The organism is Plantactinospora sp. CNZ321 (genome assembly GCF_004217235.1).
Genome location: NZ_SHKQ01000001.1, coordinates 3,803,137 through 3,826,035 on the forward strand (window position 1 = coordinate 3,803,137; position 22,899 = coordinate 3,826,035).

23 protein-coding genes are annotated in these 22,899 nt (G+C 70.9%); 11 read left to right on the forward strand and 12 right to left on the reverse strand.

Going from position 1 to position 22,899, the window contains the following annotated elements:
• Positions 1-97 precede the first annotated feature (97 nt).
• Positions 98-907: a methyltransferase domain-containing protein gene (locus EV371_RS16630; RefSeq protein WP_130462846.1), complete on the forward strand. Its 810-nt coding sequence runs from the start codon at positions 98-100 to the stop codon at positions 905-907.
• A 247-nt stretch (positions 908-1,154) separates the two neighbouring features.
• Here EV371_RS16630 and EV371_RS16635 read toward each other — a convergent pair whose 3' ends face one another.
• Positions 1,155-1,403, reverse strand: coding sequence for a flavin reductase (locus EV371_RS16635; RefSeq protein WP_130462847.1), 249 nt, complete (start codon positions 1,401-1,403; stop codon positions 1,155-1,157).
• A gap of 3 nt (positions 1,404-1,406) precedes the next feature.
• On the reverse strand, positions 1,407-1,799 hold the full coding sequence (locus EV371_RS16640) for a hypothetical protein (RefSeq protein WP_130462848.1): 393 nt from the start codon (positions 1,797-1,799) through the stop codon (positions 1,407-1,409).
• Positions 1,800-2,033: 234 nt separating this feature from the next.
• Between EV371_RS16640 and EV371_RS16645 the strand changes: the two genes are divergently transcribed.
• On the forward strand, positions 2,034-2,831 hold the full coding sequence (locus EV371_RS16645) for a Scr1 family TA system antitoxin-like transcriptional regulator (RefSeq protein ID WP_130462849.1): 798 nt from the start codon (positions 2,034-2,036) through the stop codon (positions 2,829-2,831).
• Positions 2,818-3,009, forward strand: coding sequence for a DUF397 domain-containing protein (locus tag EV371_RS16650; RefSeq protein WP_130462850.1), 192 nt, complete (start codon positions 2,818-2,820; stop codon positions 3,007-3,009). Before EV371_RS16645 ends, EV371_RS16650 begins: the two co-directional genes overlap by 14 nt.
• Here EV371_RS16650 and EV371_RS16655 read toward each other — a convergent pair.
• Positions 3,006-3,923: a methylenetetrahydrofolate reductase gene (locus EV371_RS16655; protein ID WP_130462851.1), complete on the reverse strand. Its 918-nt coding sequence runs from the start codon at positions 3,921-3,923 to the stop codon at positions 3,006-3,008. The genes EV371_RS16650 and EV371_RS16655 overlap by 4 nt on opposite strands.
• Positions 3,924-4,046: 123 nt before the next feature.
• On the opposite strand from EV371_RS16655, the gene EV371_RS16660 reads away from it, so the two are divergent.
• Positions 4,047-4,946, forward strand: a complete 900-nt coding sequence (locus EV371_RS16660) for a hypothetical protein (RefSeq protein ID WP_130462852.1) — start codon at positions 4,047-4,049, stop codon at positions 4,944-4,946.
• 10 nt (positions 4,947-4,956) lie between these two features.
• Here EV371_RS16660 and EV371_RS16665 read toward each other — a convergent pair whose 3' ends face one another.
• Positions 4,957-6,246, reverse strand: coding sequence for an IS701 family transposase (locus EV371_RS16665; protein WP_486484425.1), 1,290 nt, complete (start codon positions 6,244-6,246; stop codon positions 4,957-4,959).
• Positions 6,247-6,566: 320 nt separating this feature from the next.
• Between EV371_RS16665 and EV371_RS16670 the strand changes: the two genes are divergently transcribed.
• From EV371_RS16670 to EV371_RS16680, 3 genes are all read left to right on the forward strand, one after another.
• A complete protein-coding gene (locus EV371_RS16670) occupies positions 6,567-7,241 on the forward strand; it encodes a nucleoside/nucleotide kinase family protein (RefSeq protein ID WP_130465976.1) in 675 nt (224 codons plus the stop codon).
• 140 nt (positions 7,242-7,381) lie between these two features.
• On the forward strand, positions 7,382-7,780 hold the full coding sequence (locus EV371_RS16675) for an SCP2 sterol-binding domain-containing protein (RefSeq protein WP_165436718.1): 399 nt from the start codon (positions 7,382-7,384) through the stop codon (positions 7,778-7,780).
• Positions 7,777-9,813: a glycogen debranching N-terminal domain-containing protein gene (locus tag EV371_RS16680; RefSeq protein ID WP_130462854.1), complete on the forward strand. Its 2,037-nt coding sequence runs from the start codon at positions 7,777-7,779 to the stop codon at positions 9,811-9,813. The genes EV371_RS16675 and EV371_RS16680 overlap by 4 nt, the downstream gene beginning before the upstream one ends.
• Before the next feature lie 187 nt (positions 9,814-10,000).
• On the opposite strand, the gene EV371_RS16685 is transcribed toward EV371_RS16680, so the two are convergent.
• Positions 10,001-11,878: a glycoside hydrolase family 15 protein gene (locus EV371_RS16685; RefSeq protein ID WP_130462855.1), complete on the reverse strand. Its 1,878-nt coding sequence runs from the start codon at positions 11,876-11,878 to the stop codon at positions 10,001-10,003.
• A 237-nt stretch (positions 11,879-12,115) separates the two neighbouring features.
• On the opposite strand from EV371_RS16685, the gene EV371_RS16690 reads away from it, so the two are divergent.
• From EV371_RS16690 to EV371_RS16705, 4 genes are all read left to right on the forward strand, one after another.
• Positions 12,116-13,321 (forward strand): FUSC family protein, encoded by a 1,206-nt coding sequence (locus tag EV371_RS16690; protein ID WP_486484649.1) that lies wholly within the window; start codon positions 12,116-12,118, stop codon positions 13,319-13,321.
• 617 nt (positions 13,322-13,938) lie between these two features.
• The gene (locus EV371_RS34355) at positions 13,939-14,400 is read left to right on the forward strand and encodes a C1 family peptidase (RefSeq protein WP_486484944.1); all 462 of its coding nucleotides are present in this window, start codon (positions 13,939-13,941) and stop codon (positions 14,398-14,400) included.
• 48 nt (positions 14,401-14,448) lie between these two features.
• Positions 14,449-14,793: a protease inhibitor I42 family protein gene (locus EV371_RS16700; protein WP_130462857.1), complete on the forward strand. Its 345-nt coding sequence runs from the start codon at positions 14,449-14,451 to the stop codon at positions 14,791-14,793.
• A 190-nt stretch (positions 14,794-14,983) separates the two neighbouring features.
• Positions 14,984-15,436 (forward strand): DoxX family membrane protein, encoded by a 453-nt coding sequence (locus EV371_RS16705; RefSeq protein WP_130462858.1) that lies wholly within the window; start codon positions 14,984-14,986, stop codon positions 15,434-15,436.
• 31 nt (positions 15,437-15,467) lie between these two features.
• On the opposite strand, the gene EV371_RS16710 is transcribed toward EV371_RS16705, so the two are convergent.
• The 7 genes from EV371_RS16710 to EV371_RS16740 are packed head-to-tail and all read right to left on the reverse strand — an operon-like array spanning position 15,468 to position 22,885.
• The gene (locus tag EV371_RS16710; protein ID WP_130462859.1) at positions 15,468-16,640 is read right to left on the reverse strand and encodes a 4-hydroxybenzoate 3-monooxygenase; all 1,173 of its coding nucleotides are present in this window, start codon (positions 16,638-16,640) and stop codon (positions 15,468-15,470) included.
• Between the two features lie 49 nt (positions 16,641-16,689).
• The gene (locus EV371_RS16715; protein ID WP_130462860.1) at positions 16,690-17,982 is read right to left on the reverse strand and encodes a CynX/NimT family MFS transporter; all 1,293 of its coding nucleotides are present in this window, start codon (positions 17,980-17,982) and stop codon (positions 16,690-16,692) included.
• On the reverse strand, positions 17,940-19,400 hold the full coding sequence (locus EV371_RS16720) for a benzaldehyde dehydrogenase (protein WP_130462861.1): 1,461 nt from the start codon (positions 19,398-19,400) through the stop codon (positions 17,940-17,942). The genes EV371_RS16715 and EV371_RS16720 overlap by 43 nt, the downstream gene beginning before the upstream one ends.
• Complete coding sequence (locus EV371_RS16725; RefSeq protein ID WP_130462862.1) at positions 19,397-20,233, reverse strand: ATP-binding cassette domain-containing protein; 837 nt, start codon at positions 20,231-20,233, stop codon at positions 19,397-19,399. The genes EV371_RS16720 and EV371_RS16725 overlap by 4 nt, the downstream gene beginning before the upstream one ends.
• Positions 20,230-21,081: an ABC transporter permease gene (locus EV371_RS16730; protein ID WP_486484650.1), complete on the reverse strand. Its 852-nt coding sequence runs from the start codon at positions 21,079-21,081 to the stop codon at positions 20,230-20,232. Before EV371_RS16730 ends, EV371_RS16725 begins: the two co-directional genes overlap by 4 nt.
• Entirely contained in the window at positions 21,078-21,929 is an 852-nt protein-coding gene (locus tag EV371_RS16735; RefSeq protein WP_486484651.1) for an ABC transporter permease, read from the reverse strand. Before EV371_RS16735 ends, EV371_RS16730 begins: the two co-directional genes overlap by 4 nt.
• Positions 21,926-22,885 carry an ABC transporter substrate-binding protein gene (locus EV371_RS16740; RefSeq protein ID WP_130462863.1) on the reverse strand — a complete coding sequence of 320 codons (960 nt, stop codon included), beginning with the start codon at positions 22,883-22,885 and terminating at the stop codon, positions 21,926-21,928. The genes EV371_RS16735 and EV371_RS16740 overlap by 4 nt, the downstream gene beginning before the upstream one ends.
• Positions 22,886-22,899: the final 14 nt, after the last annotated feature.

The following is a 22,899-nucleotide window of genomic DNA, read 5'->3' on the forward strand; positions in this document are numbered from 1 at the left end:
CGTGTCCGTACCGGTCCCCCCATGCTTCTCCGGTGCCGACGCGCGATGACGCGTGGGCGGCTCGTCGTCACGGATCATCACGAAGGAGGTACCGTTCGTGACTGCCACCCCTGTCAAGAGCAGCTACGCGTTCGACAACCGTTCCCCGGAGGCCGAGGCGCAGATGCGTGCGCTGGAGTCGTTCCTCGATCCGATAACCGCGGAACGGCTCGCCCCGGTGCTGACCCCCGGCGCGCGGTGTTGGGAGCTGGGTGCCGGAGGTGGTTCGATCGCCCGGCACATGGCCCGGGCGGTCGGGCCCACCGGACTGGTCGTCGCGACCGACATCGAACCGTCCCGGCTGGAGCCGGGGGGAAACCTCGTGGTACGCCAGCACGACGTCCGGACGGGTGCGCCGGAGGGTGGCCCGTTCGACGTCATCCACGCCCGGCTGGTCCTGCTGCACCTGCCGGAGCGGCGGCGGGTGCTCGCCGAGCTGATCGGCGCACTTGCCCCGGGCGGCGCCCTGGTCGTCGAGGAGTTCGACTGCACGGCCGGGCTGCGGGTACTCGCCGCGCCGACCGACGACGCGGCGAAGCTCTTCCAGCAGGTGATGGAGGCGACCCTCGGCATTCTTCAGGACCGGGGCGCCGACCTGGCCTGGGCGCAGGACGTTCACACCGAGATGGTGCTGGCCGGGCTGACCGAGGTGGACACCATCACCCACTCGCAGAGTTGGCCCGGCGGCTCGACCGGGGCCTCGCTGCACGAGACGAACTCCCGTCAGCTCGAACCCCGGCTGCTCGCCACCGGACTCTCGCCGAACCAGTTGGAAGGGTTCCGGGAACTGGCCAAGGATCCCGCCTTCGCCTCGCTGTCGTACCAGTTCGTCTCCACCCGGGGCCGGCGCCCGAGCGGCCTGTACTGACCATCTCCCCGCGCCAGCGGGCGGCGGGCCAGGGCCAACGCGGCCGCTTCCTCCCCAGCGACAGGCCGCAGGACCCGCCGACCAGGCTGGCCGGTCCGGCGGCGTCCGGAGCACTCCGGCCGCCGCCGGACCACCGTCGCTCGGGGGAGGGTGTGCCGCGGAGGCCCGGTGTGTGCCGCGGAGGCCCGCCCCGGGGCGCCGAAGGGGAAGCGGCGTCCCGGGGCGGGCCGGTCGGGTGACGAGGCGGTCAGCGGCGGCGCGGCACCCAGTGCAGGATCTGCCCGGCGAGCAGTGCGGGATGCGTGTCAGGCAGCTCCCGCAGCGCGCGGGCGAGGTGCGCGCCGAGGTACACCATCAGGCCCACCCGGTCGTCGCGGTAGGCGGTCGCCAGCGCCAGCCGGGCGGGCCGGCAGGGCCAGGGATCGGTGCAGCTCCGGCACCGGTACGACGGGTGTGTCGGAATGTGTTTGCGCCAGCGCTCCTGCGGGCCGATCACCGGTCACACCCGGGCAGCCCGCCGGGCCCGGTACTCCTGCCCAGGCGTCAGGCCACCCGCCCGGCCGTTCGCCAGGTGTGACCGGGTGGGCGCTTCCCAGCCGGGCCGTCGGTTGCGCGACCGGGCCCGGACCGGCGCCGGTGCCGCTGCCGGGATGGCCGGCGGCAGTGCCACTTCCGGGGTGGCGGGCGGCGGCGTGGCCGAGAGGGTACGAATCTCGGCCCGCTCCGCCTCGGTCAACTCGACCGAGGGCGGCGGCTGGTACGGCGTGGGTACCAGCTCGATCGAATCCGGGCAGCGCCAGCGCCATCCGCAGCGGCAGTACCGCCAGAGCCGGCGCCAGTCCCGGCGGTGCTGGGGCCGTGGTCCGGTCAGATGCCGGAGCAGCCTCGCCATCACAACCTCCTTGGGGAGTTGGAGGGAGCCGGTCCCGGCGGGGGGGCGGGGCCGGCTCCCGGGGCAGGTTCCACCCGGGCGCTTGACGGTCACCGAGCAGTTCCGCTGGGTGACACTCTGCTGTGGACGGCACTAGGGTCGGAAGGCGACGGAGCAGCTCACGGCGCAGCTCTGGCGAGCCGTCGGCGGCGACTGGCGACCCTGCGCTGATCTAGACGAACTACTGGAGGTCCGATGGGACACGAGGACGCATTCGCTTTCATTCGAGACCAGCTCCGCAGGCAGCGAGCCCTGCGCGGCATGCCGCAGGAGGAGTTCGGCAAGCGGACCAACTACTCGGCCTCGACGGTCTCCGCTGTGGAGACCGGTACCCGGCCGGTTGACATGCCGTACGCCACCCGGGCCGACGAGATTCTGGAGACCGGCGGGCTGTTCGTCTCCCTGCTGACGGCGGCGCAGCGGGACAGCGAGCCTACCTGGTTCAAGCGCTGGCTAGATGCCGAGCGCACCGCAACGCAGCTCCGGTGCTACCACCCAACCCTGATCCCAGGGCTGCTCCAGACCGAGAACTACGCCCGTGCGGTGCTCCGCCTCGAACCCACCCGGCCCGAGGCGGAGCTGGAGAAGCTGGTCGCGTCCCGGCTCGAACGGCAGGAGATCCTGACCCGGGAGGAGCCACCTCTGCTGATCGCCGTCATCGACGAGTCGGCGCTGCGCGTCCGGGACGCCATCATGGCCGAGCAGTTCCGGCACCTGTTGCGGATGGCCGAGCGGCCCCACATCCAGCTCCACATCATCCCCGCCGACGCCGGGCTGCACGTCGGCCTCAACGGGCAGCTCTCTCTGGCAAGGTCCGCCGACGGAAACTGGGTGGGGAACATCGAGAACCAGCTCACCGATTTCGTCGTGGACGACGAGGAGGGCATCGCTACGCTCCTCACCCGCTGGGAGGGTGTTCGCAGCGTAGCCTTGCCGGAGAACCTGTCACTCGCCCTGCTGAAGGAAGTGGAGAGCCAACATGCGCCTCAGTGACGCCCGGTGGCGGAAATCGACCCGCAGCGGCACCAACGGTGGCGGGTGTGTCGAGGTGGCCGACAACCTGCCCGGTGTGGTCGCCGTCCGGGACAGCAAGGACCCGGCGGGTGCGGTGCTGACCTTCCGGCCGGCGGCGTGGCGTGCCTTCGTCGGCCTCGCCGCCCGGCGGAGCTAGCGCAACGTCCTGCCGATTTCGGCGGCGAGCTGCACCGACGCGTCGATCTCCTCCTTGCGGATCGACACGCTCTCCACGTTGAACCCGAACGGGATCCCGATTCCGCGACAGAAGTCGGCCAGCTCGCGCGCGTTGGCCCGGCACTGGCTCAGCGACTCGGTCAACGGGTCCGGTGCGTGGACGAGCGCGTTCTCCAGCCAGCGTGGCACGGCGACACCGAGCCAGCGCAGGAATGCCAGCGTTTTCAGCGACCCGCACACCGACAGCGTGAAGATCACCGGCTGCGGCTCCACACCGCGTGAGCGGCAGGTGTAGAAGTAGTCGGAGACGAGGCTCTTGGTCGCGCCGACATCGTAGACGACCTGCGAGATGAAGAACGTGCAGCCGCGTTCCTGTTTCGCCAGCATCCGCAGGTGCTCGTCGCCACCGCTGGTATAGCGCTCGGTGATCGCCACGCCGCCCATCGGCAGGTCGGGGCGGATCTCCTGGCGCAGCGTGTGCGCGCGGGCGAGGCTGGTGCGCACCGGCTTGTCGCGGGAGGACGCGCCGACGAAGACGCCCGACATCGCCCCAGGGTCGGCCGCACCCAGCCAGGCGCTGATCTCGTCCTCGGCGTACTTGCCGACGCACCGGTAGATCACCACCGGCCGCTGCCACCGGCCGAGATACTCAGCGTGGAAGACGGCGGGGTCGACCGTCGGCAGATACGGGAACGGCCGCTCGTTGGGGTTGCGGTCACTCTCGTCGTCGATGTCATAGAGGACGAGCCCGTCGAGGTCGAGCGACTCCAGTCGAGCGAGGGTGGCGCGAGCGATCTCGGCGACCCGCTCCCGAGTGGCATTGCCCCGGGGCGGGGTGATGCCGAGCAGGAGGCTGCCGGTGCGGGCGCGGGCGAGCATCGGGTTCGTGGTCATCGGAACCCAGGATAGGGGCCGCTGCAGGGGCGGGCGAGCTTCCGCGCCAGCCGGGCACGGTCTTGATCTTCCTTGTCCGGAGGCAGTGCGGAACCAGCCGGCGCACCGTCCCGTCTGATCGGCATGAGAACGTGGCGTGGTGTCCGGATAACCTGTGTCGGCGCACTGTTTCTGCTGTTGGCCGCCTGTGCCCGCGAGGGTGCCGGTGCGGGTGGTGACGGACCGGGCGGAGGCTCGGGCGGCGACGCCGGCTCCGTCGACCCGAATGCGGTGGTGCTCCGGGTGGAGCATGTCGGTGGGTTCGTGCCGCCGGCTGCCCGGTTGACCCGGGTGCCGATGCTGACCGTCTATGCGGATGGGCGGGTGATCACCGAAGGGCCCCAGATCGAGATCTATCCCGCGCCGGCGCTGCCGAACCTCCAGCAGCAGCGCCTGGCGCCGGAGCAGGTCGACCGGCTGGTCGAGCAGGCCCGGACCGCCGGTGTCGGGACCGTCACCGATCTCGGTCGGCCACCGGTCGCGGACGCCCCGTCGACCCGGTTCACCGTGTCGTCCGCAGCCGGCACCGACGAGTTGGAGGTCTACGCGCTCGCCGAGGGCGGGGAGGGCACCTCGGGCCTGACCGAGGCGCAGCGTACCGCCCGGGCCGAGTTGCAGAAGCTGGTCGGCGCGCTCACCGACCTGGCCGGCACGCTGGGGCAGGACGAGGTCGAGCAGCCGCAGCCGTACCAGGCCGAGGCGGTGGCGGCGGTGGCGATCCCGTGGCGCGCGGACGACAACGAGGGGCTGGCCGCCCCGCCGGAGATCGCCTGGCCCGGCCCGGCGCTTCCGGGCTCACCGCCCTCGGCCGGCTTCGACCAGGGCTGTGTCGAGGTACGCGGTGCCGAGGCGACCGCACTGCTCTCGGCGGCCACCAAGGCGAACGCCCGCACCCCGTGGACCTCCGGGGGCGACCGCTGGCAGGTCGGCCTGCGGCCGTTGCTGCCGGACGAGGCCGGCTGCGCCGACATCGCCATCGACTAGTACTCCAACGTCACTTCGCCTGTCTGCGCTGGTAGTGGGATCGTCGGGCTCGGGCTTGGGATGTTCGTCGCCAGATCGACCAGTGCAGGGTGTGTTCTGGCGGTGGCGATGTGGCGAGGACGAAGGCGTTGAGGAGTCGGCGGATCTCGGCGACGGTCAACGCGATGATCTCCGAGTCGGGATCGGGTTGCTGGGCGGCGAGGATGGTCAGGACGGCCAGGGCGAGCATGGCCAGGGTGATGAACCGGTGCCAGCCGGTCCAGCCGCGGACCTGGTAGTGGTCGAGGCCGACCTGGCCTTTGCCGGTCTGGAACAACTCCTCGATGCTCCAGCGGGAGCCGGCCACGGTCACGAGGGTGTGCAGCGGCACCGGCCGGGGTGACCAGCACAGGTAGAAGGCCAACTCGCCGCTGGTGCGGTTGCGGCGGATGAGCAGCCACCGATACTCGCCAGGGCGGGCGGCCGTGGTGATCCAGGCCCATAGATAGTCGCGGGGCCCTTTCGCGCCCGGCCCGCAGCTGTGCCGCTGCCACTCGCGGGTGGGGATCCGCTCGGCGAGTTCGTCAACGCGGATGAGGGTGCGGCCGTCGTTGACCGCCACGCGTCGGTCGCAGCCGACCGCGAGGACGTAACCGATCCCGCGGTGTTCGAGGTCAGCGCGCAGGCCGGGGTCGGCGCCGTAGACCTCGTCGCCGGTCACCCATCCGAACGGGATTTCGGCGTCCAACGCGGCGGCGATCATCTGTCGGGCCAGCGCAGGCTTCGTGGCGAACCCGACACCGTCCGGAACGCCGGCGGCGGCGAGACGCTCGGGCTGCTGGCACCAGGTCGTCTCGGGTAGATAGAGCCGGCGGTCGATCAGCGCCCGCCCCAGAGGTGAGACATAGGCCAGGAACACCCCGACCTGGCTGTTCTCGATCCGCCCGGCGGTGCCGGTGTACTGCCGCTGCACCCCGACCGAGCACATGCCCTTCTTCAGGAAGCCTGTCTCGTCAGTGGCCAGCACGGCGTCAGGGTGGCCGAGGTGCTCGATCAGCCAGGCCCGCACGTCGTCGCGGACGGCGTCGGCGTCCCACACCGCCGTACGCAGCAGCCGCTGCATCGCCTGCGGATCATCGTGACCTGCCCGTTCCGCCAGGGACCAGCAAGTCTTGCGTTCCACGCGCGACAGCAGCCCTTCCACGAACTGCCCGGCGGTCCGGCGTGGCTCCGCGCGGACGAACCGGTCAGCGACACGCGTCACCGCCTCGTCCAGGATGACCCGCCACTGATCAAGGTCTACGCTGTGGCACACGGCCACCGCACGATCTTCGGTTGTCCTCACAAACCATCGATGATCAACGCGGTGGCCGTCCTCATGCCCACGCCACGCCCATGGCCGAAGCCAAGTGACGTTGGAGTACTAGTACCCGCCCTGGTCTACCTACGTTCGGTCACCGCCGCGACGATGCGCAGCTGCGGGCGTCGACAGCTACGCCCGGCGAGACGTGCGTCGATCGCGGCAGCCGAGGATGGCGTCCGGACCGCGTCGTGCTGCCCCTTGTTCCGCGTACGCCGGTCCAGGCGGACGGCTGATAATCGTTCGTCATGGCTGACGATCAACTTGGCGGCGGGTACGACGTGGACCAAGGCACCCGCGACGAGATGCTCGGCTGCCTGGCTGAGGCAGTCGGGTCCGTCGCAGTCACACACCCGACGCGGGTTGCCGTCGACGGGCCGCCCGCCGCAGGCAAGACCACGCTCGCCGACGAGCTGGCCGTCGTCCTGCGTACCCAGGGCCGGGACGTCATTCGCGCGACGATCGACGATTTCCTCTTCCCCCGGGCACAGCGCTACCCGCGCGGCGAGTACTCGGCCGAGGGCTGCTACTTCGACGCCCACGACACCGAGGCGCTGAACCGGGTTCTGCTCGATCCGCTCGGCCCGGGCGGAGACCGACGCTTCCAACCCGCGGTCTGCGACCGTACGACGGATACCGTGTTCTCCCCGCCGGTCACGACTGCCTCCGTCGACGCCGTGCTGATCTTCGACGGCGTGTTCCTCATGCGCCCGGAACTGATCGATCGGTGGGACCTGCGCATCTTCGTGTCGGCCGCGCTCGACCGGACGGTGGATCGTGCCGTGATCCGAGAGCGCCAGGTCTCATCCCGGGCCGACGTCGAACGGCGCTGGCGCGAGCGTTACATCCCCGCCCAGCAGTTCTACTTCGCTACGGTCCGCCCGAACGATCAGGTCGACATCATCGTGCACAACGACGAGCCCCGGCAGCCGGTCTGGGTGAACCGAACACGCTGACCGCAACCTATCGGCACAGCCGGAAGCCGAGCGGTCGCAAGCCGCTGGATGAGCGCAAGGTGTGGGTGCCGGAGCCTGGCGTCGACTCGTGGGGCCGCACGTCACGCCTATTGCTCGTCGCAGCGGGTATGGCAACCGGCATGGCAGCCGTCGACGCCGGTACGCACCCAGCGGACCCGACTGCGGAGTTCTTCGCTCAGGTGCCGTACCGGGCGCGCACGGCGTTGACGCACCGTCATAACGGAACGATTCTGATCGAGCTACTCGAGAACGGCCGGCGGGAGCCATGGCACATTTCAGTCGAGCACGGGCAGGCTTCGGTCTCGCGTGAACACCGTGCGGCCGACTGCACACTCACGCTCGAAAGGTCGCTCTTCGACCGCATCGTGGATGGCGAGGCTCAGTTCGGTCCGTACCTGTTCCGAGGTCGTGTCCTGCTCAAGGGCGACTTCCAGGCATTCGCGATACTGCGCCGCTTGCTACCCGACATGAAGGGCGCCCGGGACCCGCGCAGCCTCGCGCCGGGGAGGCGAGGATGAAACACCGGATCAGCGTCCTCGACGGCAACACCTTCGTGGTCAGCAACAGCAACGGCGATATCGCCGCTTCGCACGCTAGTCCGGAGGGATTCTTCTCGTTTGACACCCGTTTTCTGTCCACCTGGGTTCTTACCGTCGACGGGCAGGGGCTCAACGGCTTGGCGGTGGACGACCTCAACTACTTTGAGGCCAAGTTCTTTTGTGTGCCAGGCGAGCCGACTCCGTACGTGAATGCGACCCTGTCCGTGATTCGTCACCGTTGGGTTGGGGGCAGTTTCGACGAAAGGTTGACCATCGTAAACCACGCTCAGGAGGCGGTGGACCTACTTGTCCGGCTGGAGGTCGCTTCCGATTTCGCCGACGTCTTCGACGTCAAGAATGCCGTTGTGAAACAATTCAAGCCAACGATCATCGTGGCGGATGGCGCGCTCCACCTGGACTACCGCCGCGAGGATTTTCATCGCACGGCGATTGTCCGCTCTACCGAGCCTTCCGAGACAGACGAACGTGGCATGTCCTTCCGGATCCGAGTGGAGCCCCAGGCGAGCTGGTCAACGCTGCTACGGGTGGAGTCGGTGGTGCGGGGCATGGGTGGCAGTGACGTCCGGTCGAGCATCTACGCCGAGCACAAGAAGGCCAGTGCCGAGCTGGCGGAGGACCTGAGGCGGTGGTTCGACTCGGCGCCGCGCCTGGAGACGGACTCGTTAGCGCTGGCCGAGACCTATGCGAAGAGCGTCGAGGATCTGGCCGCCCTACGACATGTCGGGATGTCCAGGCCGACCCGCATGCCGTCGGCTGGCCTGCCCTGGTTCATGGCGCCCTTCGGTCGGGACAACGCCATCACCTGCCTACAGACGCTACCTTTCACGCCGGAGCTGACCCCCACCATGCTGAATGCCTTCGCCGCCGGGCAGGGTGCCCGACTCGGCGACTTCCGCGAGGAGGAGCCGGGCAAGATCGCCCACGAGACCCGGTACGGAGAGTCAAGCTCCTTCGAGGAACAGCCCCATTCGCCGTACTATGGTTCGGCCGACGCCACGCCACTGTTCGTGATCCTGCTCGACGAGTACGAGCGGTGGTCCGGCGACAGCACGCTCGCCCGGCACCTGGAACTCGAAGCGCGCGCGGCACTCGACTGGATCGACACCTACGCCAACATCATGGGAGACGGATACATCTGGTATCAGCGCCGCAACGAGGCGACCGGACTGGAGAACCAGTGCTGGAAGGATTCCTGGGACGCGATCTCCTACCGAGATGGCAGGTTGCCCGGCTTTCCCCGGGCGACCTGCGAATTGCAGGGGTACGCCTATGATGCGAAGCTGCGCGGAGCCCGGCTCGCCCGGCTGTTCTGGCACGACGAGACGTATGCGCAGAGGCTGGAACGGGAGGCGGCGGATCTGAAGGCCCGGTTCAACCGGGACTTCTGGATCGCCGACGGCGAATACTACGCGTTGGCGCTGGACCCCGACGGCGAGCCGGTCGACGCCCTCTCGTCGAACATCGGCCATCTGCTGTGGAGCGGGATCGTGGAGGAGTCCCGCGCCGCGATGGTCGTGGACCACCTGATGGGGCCTCGACTGTTCTCCGGTTGGGGCGTCCGGACGCTCGCCGAAGGCGAGGGCCGTTACAACCCCGTCGGCTATCACGTCGGCACGGTATGGCCATTCGACAATTCGATAATAGCTTGGGGCATGTGGCGGTACGGCTTCCGCTCGGAGGCAGGGCGGATCGCGCAGGCAATTATCGACGCCGCACCGTTCTTCGACGGGCGCCTGCCCGAGGTGTTCGCAGGCTATAGTCGACAATCGACTCGACGCCCGGTCGGTTATCCCACCGCGAGCAGCCCGCAGGCCTGGTCGACCGGCGCGCCCCCGCTCCTGCTGCGGATCATGCTCGGAATGCAGCCACACGGGGAGGAACTGCTCGCCGATCCGGCCCTTCCGGCTGGGATCCAGAAGATCAATCTGTTCGGTGTGCTTGGCAGGTGGGGCCGGCAGGACGTGTCTGCCGAGCGGGCGGCGGGTGACTGACCCTCGAACGCCGGATAGAGCCGCTGCACGAGCCGCCCAGGTCGAGGCGCGGCAGTGACCCGGTCTGCGTGCCCAGCCGCTGTTCCGAATGTCCTCATACGAATCCGAACGGTCGGCATGGCCCGTGCCTACTGCAGCCAGCACTACTTGCGGATCCGGCCCGGCGCCAGAGCGCGCTCTACCCCCTCTAGCCGCCGTCTCGCGGGTCTCGGAGTTCGGGGACGGACTGCTGTCGTCCGGAGGTCCGGCGCGACCGCTTCGCCCAGGCACGCAGCGCCTCCCGGTCATCGGCGGCGTCCAGGTTCAGCGCGGCCTCGATCAGTGCCAGGTGGGTGAAGGCCTGCGGGTAGTTGCCCAGCGCGGTGCCATCGGCGGCGAGCTGCTCGGCGTAGAGACCGAGCGGGCCGGCGTGCCGGCACAGCTCGGCGAAGGCGTCCCGGGCCTCGTCGACCCGTCCGGCCAGCACCAGTGCCGAGACCATCTCGAAGCAGCAGAGCAGGAAGGCGCCCTCCTGCCCGGGGAGCCCGTCGTCGATCGTGTAGCGGCGCAGCAGCGCCGGGCGGATCCCGAGCACCTCGCGGACCCGGTCGATGGTGCCCACCACCCGAGGATCGCTGCCGGGCAGGAAGCCGACCAACGGGATGCGCAGCAGCGACGCGTCCAGCTCGGTCGAACCGTACGCCAGAACGAAGCTGCCGATCCGGGCGTCGTAGCCCCGGTCGAGGATCTCGGCGCGCAGCTCGTCCCGAGCCCGCCGCCACCGGTGGACCGGGGCGGTGTCGTCGTCGAGCATGCCGGCGAGCTGGATGCCCCGGTCCAGGCAGACCCAGGACATCACCTTGGAGTTGACGTAGTGCCGGCATGGTCCACGAATCTCCCAGGTGCCGTGGTCCGGTTCCCGCCAGCGGGCGGCCGTCGTGTCGACCTGGCGCCGGAGCACCGCCCACTCCCGTTCGGTCAGTTCGCCGGTCAGCTCCTGGTACACCAGCGCCGCATCGAGCACGTGCCCGTACGTGTCGAACTGCACCTGGTCGGCGGCCTCGTTGCCGATCCGGACCGGCGCCGAGTCGGCGTAGCCGGACAGGTGTGGCAGGATCCGCTCCTTCTCGGTGTGGCCGGCGATGCCGACCAGCGGTGCGAGCCGGTCGGCGGAATTGGTGCAGACGTCGAGCAGGAAGCGCAGATAGCGGCGGCCCTCGTCGGCGTGCCCGAGCCGGAACAGGGCGAGCAGCAGCAGCGCGGCGTCGCGGTGCCAGGTGTATCGGTAGTCCCAGTTGCGTACCCCGCCGATCTCCTCGGGCAGTGCCGCGGTCGCCGCCGCGACCAGCGCACCGGTCTCGTCGAAGCAGAGCCCGCGCAGCACCAGGGCGCTGTGCCGGACGTCTGCCGTGCCCACCCCGGTGTAGTCGGAGCGACCCGACCAGTTCCGCCAGACCCGGCAGGTCTCGGCGAGCAGGTCGGGGCCGTCGCCCGGCTCGGCCGGTCCGTACTCCTGCGAAGCGTGGCCGTAGCGCAGCATGACGTCCACGCTCTGCCCCTCGGCGAGTTCGACCTCACCGCACAGGTCGGCTGCCCGCAGCTGGAAGGGCAGGCTGGCGCGGAGGCGCAGGCGCGGCTGTCGAGTCCACCACTCCTCGTCGATCAGTTCCCAGCCCGGAGCGCGGCGGCCGTACTCCGGACGGACGGCGATCCGGACGGCCAGCCGGATCGTGCCGCGCAGCGCGGTCATCCGGCGGACCAGTAGGTGGTCGGCGTGGATCGGTCGCTCGGCGGGGCCGACCCGGACGGCCAGGAAGTCGTGCCCGACGCCCGTGCCCGACGCCGTCCGGTAACGGCTCTCCAGCACCAGCGTGTCAGGCAGATACCGGCGTTCGGGGACGTCCGCGCCGGTCACGGTCATCGAGAACACGCCGGCCCGCCGGTCCAACAGCCGGGCGAACACCGCGTCGCCGTCGAAGCGAGGCACGCAGAACCACTCCACCGCGCCGTCCGGGCCGACCAGGGCCGAGGTGTGCGTGTCGGAGAGGAAGGCGTACGAGTCGATCGGTGGGAAGGAACTGGTCATGCCGACTCCGGCAGGGGGAACAACGCCCGGCCCACCGCCGGGATCCGCTCGCGCGAGGCGTACAGCCCGAAGGTCGACACCGGCGGATACCCCCGTTCCCACGACTGCGGCCCGGGTGCCCACTTCGCGCTGTCTCTAACCTCGCCCACCGCGGGCACGGCGGATGGTCGGTTGTCACGCGAGTCGACCATGGCAGGGCCCGGGGGTTGCACGGCGTCGAGCCGGGTAGTCGCGGGGATGCCGTCCCGCCCCCACTACCGGTCACCGCTGGGTGCGGCCGTGCACCGGCTTCGCGGGACGGCCGGTCGGGCCCGGTACGAGGGGGGTCGGGCAACCCGGCTGCGGGTGCGGCAGCTGGAGATCATTCTGGTGATCGCGGTGCAGGCGGGGGTCGCGGTAGGGCTGGCCGGATGGATCGCGGGCGAACTGCTGGGCAACCCGAACCCGGTGTTCGCACCGACCGCCGCGGTCGGCACGATCGTCGCGGCGATCGGCCAGCGCACCCGGCGTACGGTCGAACTGCTGGCCGGGGTGGGCCTCGGCATCGTCGTCGGCGATTTGTTGATTTTTCTCCTCGGCAGTGGACCGTGGCAGACGGCGGTGATCGTCACCCTGGCCGTCGGCATCGCGCTCGGCCTGATGGGGCGGGGCGGGACGGTGGTCAGCCAGGTCGCCGGTACGGCCGTGCTGATCGCGACCCTCTCCTCCAGCGAACGCAACCTGGAGATCCCGCGGATCGTCGACGCGGCGACCGGCGGCGCGGTGGGGCTGTTCGTGGTCGCGCTGCTGCTGCCGTTGAACCCGATCCGGATCGTCAACCGCGCGGCCGGACCGGTCTTCGCGGTCCTCGCCGGTCGGCTTCACGACACCGCGGTCGCGCTGCGGAAGCGGGACCTGGACGGGGCCCGGCGGGCGCTGGACGGGCTGCGCGGGGTCCAGCCGGACCTCGAGCGGCTGCGGGAGGCGGTGAGCGGCGCGGAGGAGGTGGTCAGGGTGGCGCCGCTGCGGTGGGGCCGCCGGCAGGAGTTCGAGCACTACGCCAGGGGGGTGACGCAGCTGACCCAGGTGATCGAGGGCGCCCAGATGTTGGCCCGCCGAGCGGTGACGGTCATCAACTACCGGGAGCCGATCCCGAACTGCCTGCCCGACGCGGTCGACACCCTGGCGAGCGCGGTGAAGGCGCTGCACCGGCAGGCGCGGACCGGACGGGACACCGGGGCGGCCCATCGCCGGGCGCTGGTGGCGGCCCGGCGTGGCGGGCGGGCCCGCCGGGAGGAACTGCACAACTACGGCGACGCGCTCGTCACGCAGGTGCGGGTTTCCGCCGCGGACCTCCTCCGGGCCAGCGGTTGCCCGAGTCGTGAGGCCGCCCTGTCGGTGCGGCGGGCGGCCCGGGACGGCGAGCGGGCCCGCCCGGTCTCCGACGACCCCCCGGTGACCTGACGACCCTTGGCGACCCGCCCCCGGTTCTCCGACGCCCCCGGTTCTCCGACGCCCCCGGTTCTCCGGCGACCTTCGGTGACACGCCGGCAGCTCGGCGGACTCGCCGGATCGGGCCCGCGGGATTGTGCTCGGGGCGCACAATGGGTGCCGCGGCGGCTACGGGACGGGTTCGGCGGTGTTGTCCGAGTGGGACCCGGAGCCGTCGGTGTCCAGCCGCCCGTCAGGGCCCGGTCGAAGGCGAGTCGATGGAGTCGGAGAGACGTTTCGCGGTGGATCCACCGGAGACCAGCGCGAGCAGCATTCCCGGTCCGCAGTTGCTCGGCCGGCTCTACCGGCCGGACCCGCGGGACTGGGACATCCCGCGCCTGCTGGAGATCGCCGAGCCGGCCGAGTCGATCCGGCAGATGACGGTCGAGCAGGTGCTCACCGAGACGCCGTACTTCTCCGACTGGCGGGCGTACCTGGTCTTCTGGCGCTGGTTACGGAGTCAGCGGCAGCCGGCGGCGCCCCCCGCCCCGGTGCGGGACAGGGCGCCGGCCTGGGAGTTGGCCGTCCAGCTCGACCAGGGTCAGACGGGTCACTGCGTCGGTTTCGGCTGGGCGGGCTGGGTGGACGCGATGCCGGTCGCCGGCACCTACCAGAACGCCGACGGTCACGCCCTCTACTACGAGGCCAAGGTGATCGACGGCGAGCCGGGCAAGGAGAACGGCTCGACGGTCCGGTCCGGCGCGCTCGCCGTCCGGGAACGGGGTCGGCTCGCCGCGTTCGCGTTCGCGCGCAGCACGGCGGAGATCGACGAGTGGATCGACAACCAGGGGTCGATCGTGGTTGGCACCGCGTGGACCGCCGACATGTTCAACCCCGACGACGACGGGTTCGTCAAGCCGACCGGTGCCGCGACGGGCGGGCACTGCTATCTGATGCTCGACCGGATCGAGTCCGAGGACGCGTACCTTTTCCAGAACTCCTGGGGTGCGGCGTGGGGCTGGGGCGGCCGATTCAAGATGAAGCGCGGCGACTTCGACGGACTGCTCCAGGATGACGGAGAGGCGTGCTGTGCGGTGGAGTTGCCGCACTAGCCGTCCGGGGCGAGCCGCCGCCCATCCCACCGGAGATCGGAGTACGGCGTGGCGCGGGTCGACGTGACCGAGGCGGACGCCGGCCGCTCGTGCCCGGCGGCACCAGGGGACCTGGTGGTCGTCCAGCTCACCGAGACGCCCAGTTCGGGCTACCGGTGGCGGCTCGACGCGGTGGACAGCGCCGTACTCGCGCCGGCCGGGGACTCGTTCCGGCCGGAGCGGGAGGGGTTGGGCGGCGCCGGGACCCGGCAACTGCGGTTCACCGCGACCGGGCCCGGCCGGACCGTGCTGCGGCTGGTGCTGGTGCGCGACTGGCAGGCGGGCAAGCGCCCGGCGCGGCGGTTCGAGGTGACCGTTTCGGTCACGGACACCGGACCACCGACCACCGGCTGAATTGGAACTTTTCCAATTTGAACAGGATGGCATCGCTCACATAGCCTTTCACCTGCGAGCCGCGACGGAGCGCTTGGTGGGGCATACTCGGAACCCATTGGATAGCTATTGACAGCTATCAATGTAAATGGTTAACGTGACTCTGCCGTGGGACCCAACAGCTATTCCTGCCAGTCGCAAGGAGTGTCCCATGTCCAACGTCCGAGTCGCTGACATCGTGTCCACGCTGTTCCGGATCGTGCTCGGCCTGCTGTTCGCCCTGCACGGCGCCGCCTCCCTCTTCGGGATCTTCGGCGGCAACCGGGGCAGCGGCGAGGCGATCCCGATCGGCACCTGGCCCGGGTGGTACGCGGCCCTCATCCAGCTCGTCGGCGGACTGCTGGTGCTGGTCGGCCTGAGCACCCGCCCCGCCGCGATCATCTGCTCCGGCTCGATGGCGTACGCCTACTTCATGGTGCACCAGCCCGACGCGCTGCTGCCGCTGAACAACGGCGGCGAGACCGCGGCGCTGTTCTGCTGGTCCTTCCTGCTGGTCGCCGCCCTCGGCGCCGGGCGCTGGTCGCTGGATGCCGCACTCGCCCGTCGCCGGAGCCGCGGTGTGGAACAGGAGCCCAGCACCGTCGCCGCCACCACCGCATCCTGAGCGAAGCCCAGCGACGTACCCCGGCGGCGGATCAGACCTCGGCGAGACCGACGTAGTTCTCCGCCAGGCTGGTGGCGTACGCCCGGGACGAGGTGACGTAGCGCAGCGTCGAGAGCTGCAACCTCGCCTCGTACGGGTCGTCGGTCCGCAGCCGGTGCAGCAGCGAGGTCATCCACCAGGAGAAGTGCTGGGCGCGCCAGACCCGGCGCAGCGCGGTGTCGGAGTAGGCGTCCAGCAGGTCCTCTCGACCATCGTGGTACCAGCCGGCGAACGCGTCGCCGAGCAGCGTGACGTCGGCCAGCGCCAGGTTCATCCCCTTGGCGCCGGTCGGCGGCACGATGTGCACCGAGTCGCCGGCCAGGAAGAGTCGCCGCCACCGCATCGGCTCCACCACCAGGCTCCGCATTCCGGTGACGCTCTTCTCCAGGATCGGGCCGGTGTTGAGTCTCCACCCCGGTACCGTCTCCAGCCGGGTACGCAGCTCCGACCAGATCCGCTCGTCGGGCCAGTCCGCCGGATCGGTCTCCGGCTCGACCTGGAGATAGAGCCGGGAGATCTCCGGGGAGCGCATGCTGTGCAACGCGAACCCGCGCTCGTGGTGGGCGTAGATCAGCTCCTCGGCCGCCGGGGCGGCCCTGGCGAGTACCCCGAGCCAGGCGAAGGGATAGCTGCGGTCGTACTCGGTCAGCTCGCCGGCCGGCACACTCGCCCGGCTCACCCCGTGCGAGCCGTCGCAGCCGGCGACGAAGTCGCAGTGCAGCTCCTCGTCCCGGCCCCGGTGCCGGAACCGGATCACCGGCGAGTCGGAGTCGAGCCCGGCGAGGCGTACCTCCTCGACCTCGAACCGGAGGTCACCTCCGGCGGCGATCCGCGCCGCGATGAGGTCCTTCACCACCTCCTGCTGGCCGTAGACGGTGATCGCCCGCCCGGTCAGCTCGGTCATCGCGATCCGGTGCGCGGCACCGCCGAACCGCAGCTCGATGCCGGTGTGCCGGAGCCCTTCCCGATCCAGCCGTTCACCGAGCCCGCAGCCGCGGAGCAGGTCGACCGAACCCTGCTCCAGCACGCCGGCCCGGATCCGGCGCTCGACGTACTCCCGGCTGCGGCACTCCAGCACCACCGATTCGATGCCGGCCCGGTGCAGCAGGTGCGACAGCACCAGACCCGCCGGCCCGGCGCCGACGATCCCGACCTGGGTACGCATCGTTGCCTCCATGACCTCTCGTGACCTCCCCGAATTGCCGGACCGCGGCTCACACCTGCCGGTTCCGACCCGCACCGAGCGCACTCACCGCCATCACCACCGTCACCAGCATCAGGACGGCGAGCGGCACACCCCAGCCGGTGGTGGCGTCCCGGAGCGCGCCGACCAGCACCGGGGCCGTGGCGCTGAGCAGGTAGCCGATCGACTGCACCGCACCGGAGAGTTCCCGGGCCGACCTGGGGGTGCGAGCCCGGATCACCAGCAGGGTCAGGGTGAGGCTGATCGCGGCGCCTTGGGCGAGCCCGGTCGTCACCGTCCAGAGTAGATATAGCGACGGCAGGGCGAGCAGGCCCACCAGGCCGACCGCCCAGCAAGCGCAGACCAACAGCGCCAGCCCTCGCTGGTCCGGTCGGCGGACCGCCAGCGTCGGCACCAGCAGCGCGGTGCCGATCCCGAGCAGGTTGAACACCGCCAACGCCGCCCCCGCCCGGGTCGGCTCGACGCCGTGATCCCGCAGCATGCTCGGCAGCCAGGTGAGCAGCGCGTAGTAGAGCATCGACTGGGTACCCATGAAGACGGCGAGCTGCCAGGTGACCGGGGAACGCAGCACGCTGCCTGCGGACCGGGGCGGCTCCGGGGCCGGTGCGGTGTGCCGGCGACGTACCCGGGGGAGCCAGCCGAGCGCCGCGACCCCGGCGAGTCCGCCCAACGCCAGCAGCGAACCCCGCCAACCCAACCCCACGGTGTACGCCAGCGGCGCGCTCACCGCCGCCGCCAGGGTCGCCCCGGTGGTCAGTGCGGCGGTGCTGACCCCGGTGGCCAGCCCCGCCCGGCCCGGAAAGTGCCGCTTGACCGCGCTGGGCACCAGGACGTTGCCGACGGTGATCCCGGCGCCGATGATCGCGGTGCCGGCCAACATCCAGCCGGCGTGCGGCAGGATCCGGGCCACGCTGCCCAGCACGATGCCGAGCATCGCGACCAGCAGCGCGAACTCGATGCCGACCCGGCGGCCGAAGAGCGCGGCGAACGGGGAGAGCAACCCGAAGCAGAGCACCGGCAGGGCGGTGAGCAGCCCGGCCGCTCCCCGGCCCAGGTCGAGGTCGGCCTGTAGCTCGGGCAGCAGCGGCGGGACCGCCGCGATCGCCGCCCGCAGGTTCAACGCCAGCAGGACCAGCCCGAGCAGCGTCAGCCAGCCGCCCCGGCCCATCCCGAACCGGCCCATCCCGAACCGGCCTGCCCCGAACCGGGCCCCGCCGCCCGGATCGGCGACGGTGGCCTCCGGGACCGGAGAATCGCGGTTCAGAAGGGGTACCTCGTGATGTCGCCCCGCACGGTCACCCACTGCGTCTCGGTGAACGCGGCGAGGTTTGCCGCCGGCCCGCCGAGTCGCGGTCCGTTGCCGGAGGCGGCGACCCCGCCGAACGGGGCGACCGCCTCGTCGCTGACCGTCTGGTCGTTGATGTGCACGATGCCGCTCGGCACCCGCTCGGCAAAGGCCAGCGCCTTCATCACGTCCCGGCTGAGGATGCCGAGCGAGAGGCCGTACTCGCTGTCGGCGGCGAGCTTCGCGGCCTCGTCCAGGTCACCGAAGCGCAGTACCGGGGCGACCGGGCCGAAGACCTCGTGCGCGTACGCCGGGGTGGCCGGGGTGACGTCGGTGAGCACCGTCGGCCGGTAGAAGAGGTTCTCGTACGTCCCGCCGGCCGCCAGGGTCGCCCCGGCGACCACGCTGGCGGTGACCAGCGAGTGGATCCGGTCCCGCTGCCGCTCGTCGATGATCGGCCCGAGCGCGACCTGCTCCCGGGCCGGGTCGCCGACCGGTAGTTGTGCGGCCTTCGCGGCCAGCCGGTCGACGTATTCGTCGGCCAGCGACTCGTGCACCAGGTGCCGGCCGGTGGTCATGCAGATCTGCCCCTGGTGCAGAAACGAACCCCAGGCACCCGCCGAGACCGCCAGCTCCAGGTCGGCGTCGTCGAGGACGACCAGCGCCGAGTTGCCGCCGAGTTCCAGTAGTACCCGCTTGAGATGCCGGGCGCCGGCCTGCCCGACCTGGCGGCCGGCGGAGGTCGAGCCGGTGAAGCTGATCAGGCGCACGTGCGGGTCGGCGACGAGCGCCTCGCCGGCCTCCGGCCCGCCCGGCAACACGTGCAGTACCCCCGGCGGCAGGCCCGCCTCCTCGAAGATCCGGGCGATCGCGACCCCGCCGGCGACGGCGGTCCGCGGATCGGGCTTGAGCAGCACCGCGTTGCCCAGGGCCAGCGCCGGGGCGACCGAGCGGATCCCGAGAATGGCCGGCACGTTGAACGGGGAGATCACCCCGACCACCCCGACCGGCAGCCGGCGGGCCAGACTGAGCCGGGGCTGCCCGCTCTGGATGATCTCGCCCAGCGGCTGCGAGGCGAGCGCCGCCGCCTCGTAGCACTCCTGCGCGGCGGTCTCCGTCTCCAGGTTCGCCTTCGGCGGCACCGAACCGGTTTCCCGGACGATCCAGTCACCGATCTCGGCCGCGTGTTCCTCCCACAACCGCCCGGCCCGGCGTAGCACCGCGGCGCGTCGGTCGTAGGGGGTCGCGGCCCAGTCGCGCTGCGCCTGGGCGGCCCTGGCGGCGGCCCGGGCCACGTCGGCGGCGTTGGCGATTCCGGTCCGGCCAATCTCGTCGCCGGTGGCCGGCTCCCGCACGGCCGCGTCGCCGCCGTCGGCCCGGACCCAGCCGTCGCTGGATATCCTGCCGGACCAGTCGGTCGAGTCGAGAATAGTCACGGGAACCTCCCTGGGTCGGCGGGCCAGCCGCTCTTGGCCCGCTGGATCTGGCCGAAGACCTGGGCCCGCAGCTCGGCGAAGCGGGCCGACGACCGGGTGCCGAGCTGGTCCCGCTCGGCCGGCAGGTCGATCGCCACGTCGTCGAGGACCACGGTCGGCGAACCGGAGAGCACCAGCACCCGCTGGCCGAGGTAGACCGCCTCGTCGATGTCGTGCGTGACGAAGAGGATGGTCACGCCGAGGCGCTGCCACAACGACCGGACCAGGTCCTCCAGGTCGGCCCGGGTCTGCGCGTCGACCGCCGCGAACGGCTCGTCCATCAGCAGGATGTGCGGCTCGTACGCGACCGCCCGGGCCAGCGCCACCCGCTGCTGCATGCCGCCGGAGAGCTGCCACGGGTAGGCGCCCGGCACGTCGCCGAGACCGACGGCGGCGAGCGCGTCCCGGACGAGCTCCCGGCGGCGGGACCGGCTCAGCCCCTTCTTCTGCCTCAGCGGCAGCTCGACGTTGCGTTGCACGGTCATCCAGGGGAAGAGGCTGCGGCCGTACTCCTGGAAGACCACGGCCATGCCCGGCGACGGACCCCGGACCGGGGTGCCCTCCAGGACCAGGTCGCCGGAGGTCGGCGGGAGCAGGCCGGCGATGCACTTGAGCAGGGTGGTCTTGCCGGCGCCGGACGGGCCCACCACGCAGACGAGTTCGCCGGCGCCGACGGAGAAGGTCAGGTCCCGGACCGCCTCGACCGACCGGCCACGTCCGGTGTAGACCTTGCGCAGCGCGCGGACGTCGAGCAGGGCCGGGGTGCCGGCCTGGCGGGCGTCTGTGGAGTTCATCGGTGTCCATCGTCTCGTTGTGAGTGCCGGAGGCCGAGGTACCAGCGCAGCGCCGACCGCTCGAATAGCCGCAGCAGCATGGCGAGCAGGAAGCCGAGCAGACCCAGCAGCAGGATGCCGGTCCACATGTCGGTGACCGCGAAGGTCCGCTGGAACTGGATGATGGTGTAGCCCAGACCGTTGTTCGCGGCGAACATCTCGCTGATCACCATGAGGATGATGCCGACCGAGAGGGCCTGGCGCAGGCCGGTGAAGATCTGCGGGGAGGCGGACCGGACCACCAGGTGCCAGAGCCGGGCCGGGCCGCGGATGCCGTAGCAGCGGCAGGTCTCGGTCAGCACCTCGTCGACCGCCCGCACCCCCTCCACCGCGTTGAGCAGGATCGGCCAGACACAGCCGGAGAGCACCACCAGGACCTTCATGGTGTCGCCGAAGCCGGCAAAGAGCATCAGCACCGGCACCAGTACCGGCGGCGGGACGGCCCGGAGGAACTCCAGCACGGGCTCGCAGAACGCGCGGACCCGCCGGAAGGAGCCGATCAGGACGCCGAGCCCGACGCCGACGGCGACGGCGAGGAGGAATCCGGCGGCGAGCCGGAGCAGGCTCGGCAGCACATCCGTACGCAGCCGGTCGCTGCGCAGCCAGACGTCGTCGAAGCTGGCCAGGATCTCCGACAGCGGTGGGAGGTAGAAGGTCTCGCTGTCGGCCGAGAGCACCCACCAGAGGGCGAGCAGCCCGAACGGCAGCCCGAAGACGGCGGCCGTCCACCACAGCGCCCGGCCGACGACCGCCACGATCCGCCGGCCCGCATCTGCGCGCCGCCGGGGGAGTACGCCACCGGGTCTCACCGGGTGCCCTCACGGCGTACCGAGGGGTGCCAGGAGAGCACCGCGCGTTCGAGTCGCCGGGCCAGTACGTTGACCGCCACCCCGAGCAGGCCGGTGACGATGATCAGGGCGTACATCGAGTCGACGGCTCCACCGGACTGTGCCCGGTTGATCTCGTTGCCCAACCCCGGCGCGCCGATGATCAGCTCGGCGGTGATGGCCAGGATCAGCGCCACGGCGGCGGCGAGCCGCACCCCGGTCAGCAGGTACGGCAGCGCGGTCGGCCAGAGCAGGTGCCGGATCCGGGCCCACCGGCCGAGCCCGAAGGTGTACGCGGTGTCCCGGGCGACCGGGTCGACGTCCCGGACGCCGTACAACACCTGGACGAGCACCTGCCAGAACGCCGCGTAGACCACCAGCAGGAGCACGGAGCGCAGGTCGGTGCCGAAGAGCAGCACGGCGAGCGGGATCAGCGCGACCGAGGGGATCGGCCGGAGGAACTCGACGGTGGAGGTGGTGAACTCGCGCAGCACCGGGACGGTGCCGAGGACGAAGCCGACCAGTACGCCGAGGGCGACCGCGATCGCCAGGCCGAGGAACCAGCCGCGCAGCGTGTCGGTGACCGCCGTCCAGAACCGGGGCTCGCCGAGCAGCTCCCCGAGGGCTACGGTGATCTCACTGGTCGGCGGGAGGTAGTTCGCCGAGACCAGCCCGAGCCGTGGCACCGCCTCCAGCACGAGGAGGAAGGTCGCGAAGCCGAGCAGCCCGAGCAGGGGGGTGCCGCCGCGCGGCCGACCGTCACCGCCGGGCCGGCCGGCCGGCGCCGGTGCGGTCGCGGCGGGTGGCGGCACGGTGGCGGCTCGGGTCACGGGAGCAGTTCCGCGACGTCGATCTTCTCCTTGAGCAGTCCGTCGGTCAGCATCAGGTCCGTCAGGGTCTGCACCGACGCGCGGTTGATCTCGGCGGGCCAGGCCGGCAGCGTTATCTTCTCGGCCACCGTCGGGTCGATCTTGGTGTACGTCTGTAGCACCTGGCGCGCCTCGTCAGGGTGCTCCCGGGCGTACCGCAGGGACCTGTCCATCGCGGCCTTGAACCGCTCGGTCAGGTCGGACCGCCGGTCGATGGTCTGCTCGGTGCAGAAGTACGCCGCCACCGTCATGTCCGGGATGGCCTCGGCGAAGTTGTAGGCGACGACCCGGGCGCCCTGGTTCTGCGCGATGGTGAAGAACGGCTCGACGACCATGGCCGCGTCGACCCGCTTGCCCAGTACCGCCGCAGGCATGTCCGGGAAGGGCAGTTCGGTCCACCTGATGGTCGACGGGTCGCCGCCGGCCTTGCGGACCGACGCCCGGGTGGTGGTGTCGGTGATGTTGTTCAGGTTGTTGATCGCGATGTTCTTGCCGGCCAGGCCGGCCGCGTCGGTGATCGGGCTGTCCGGCGGCACCACGACGCCGCCGAAGTCCGCGCCGGGCTTGCCGGTGGAGGAGTTCCCCACCGTGATCGCCTTGACCGGGATGTTCTGCGAGCGGGCGGTGATCAGCGAGACGACGTTGCCGAAGGCGAAGTCGAACTGGCCGCTCACCACGCCGGTCACCGCGATGGAGCCGCCGCTGATGTTGACCACCTCGACCTCGATGTTCTGTTCCTTGAAGAAGCCCTTGGCGTTGCCGAGGTGCAGCGGGGCGACGTCGACGATGGGGATCAGGCCGACCTTCACCCGGTCCACCCCTCCGGAGCCGTTTCCGGAGGAGTCGTCGGACGAGGAGCCGCAGCCGGCGACGACGAGGAGGGCGGCGAGGACGGTGGTGGCGGCGAGACGGCGCATCGGGTCTCCCGGCT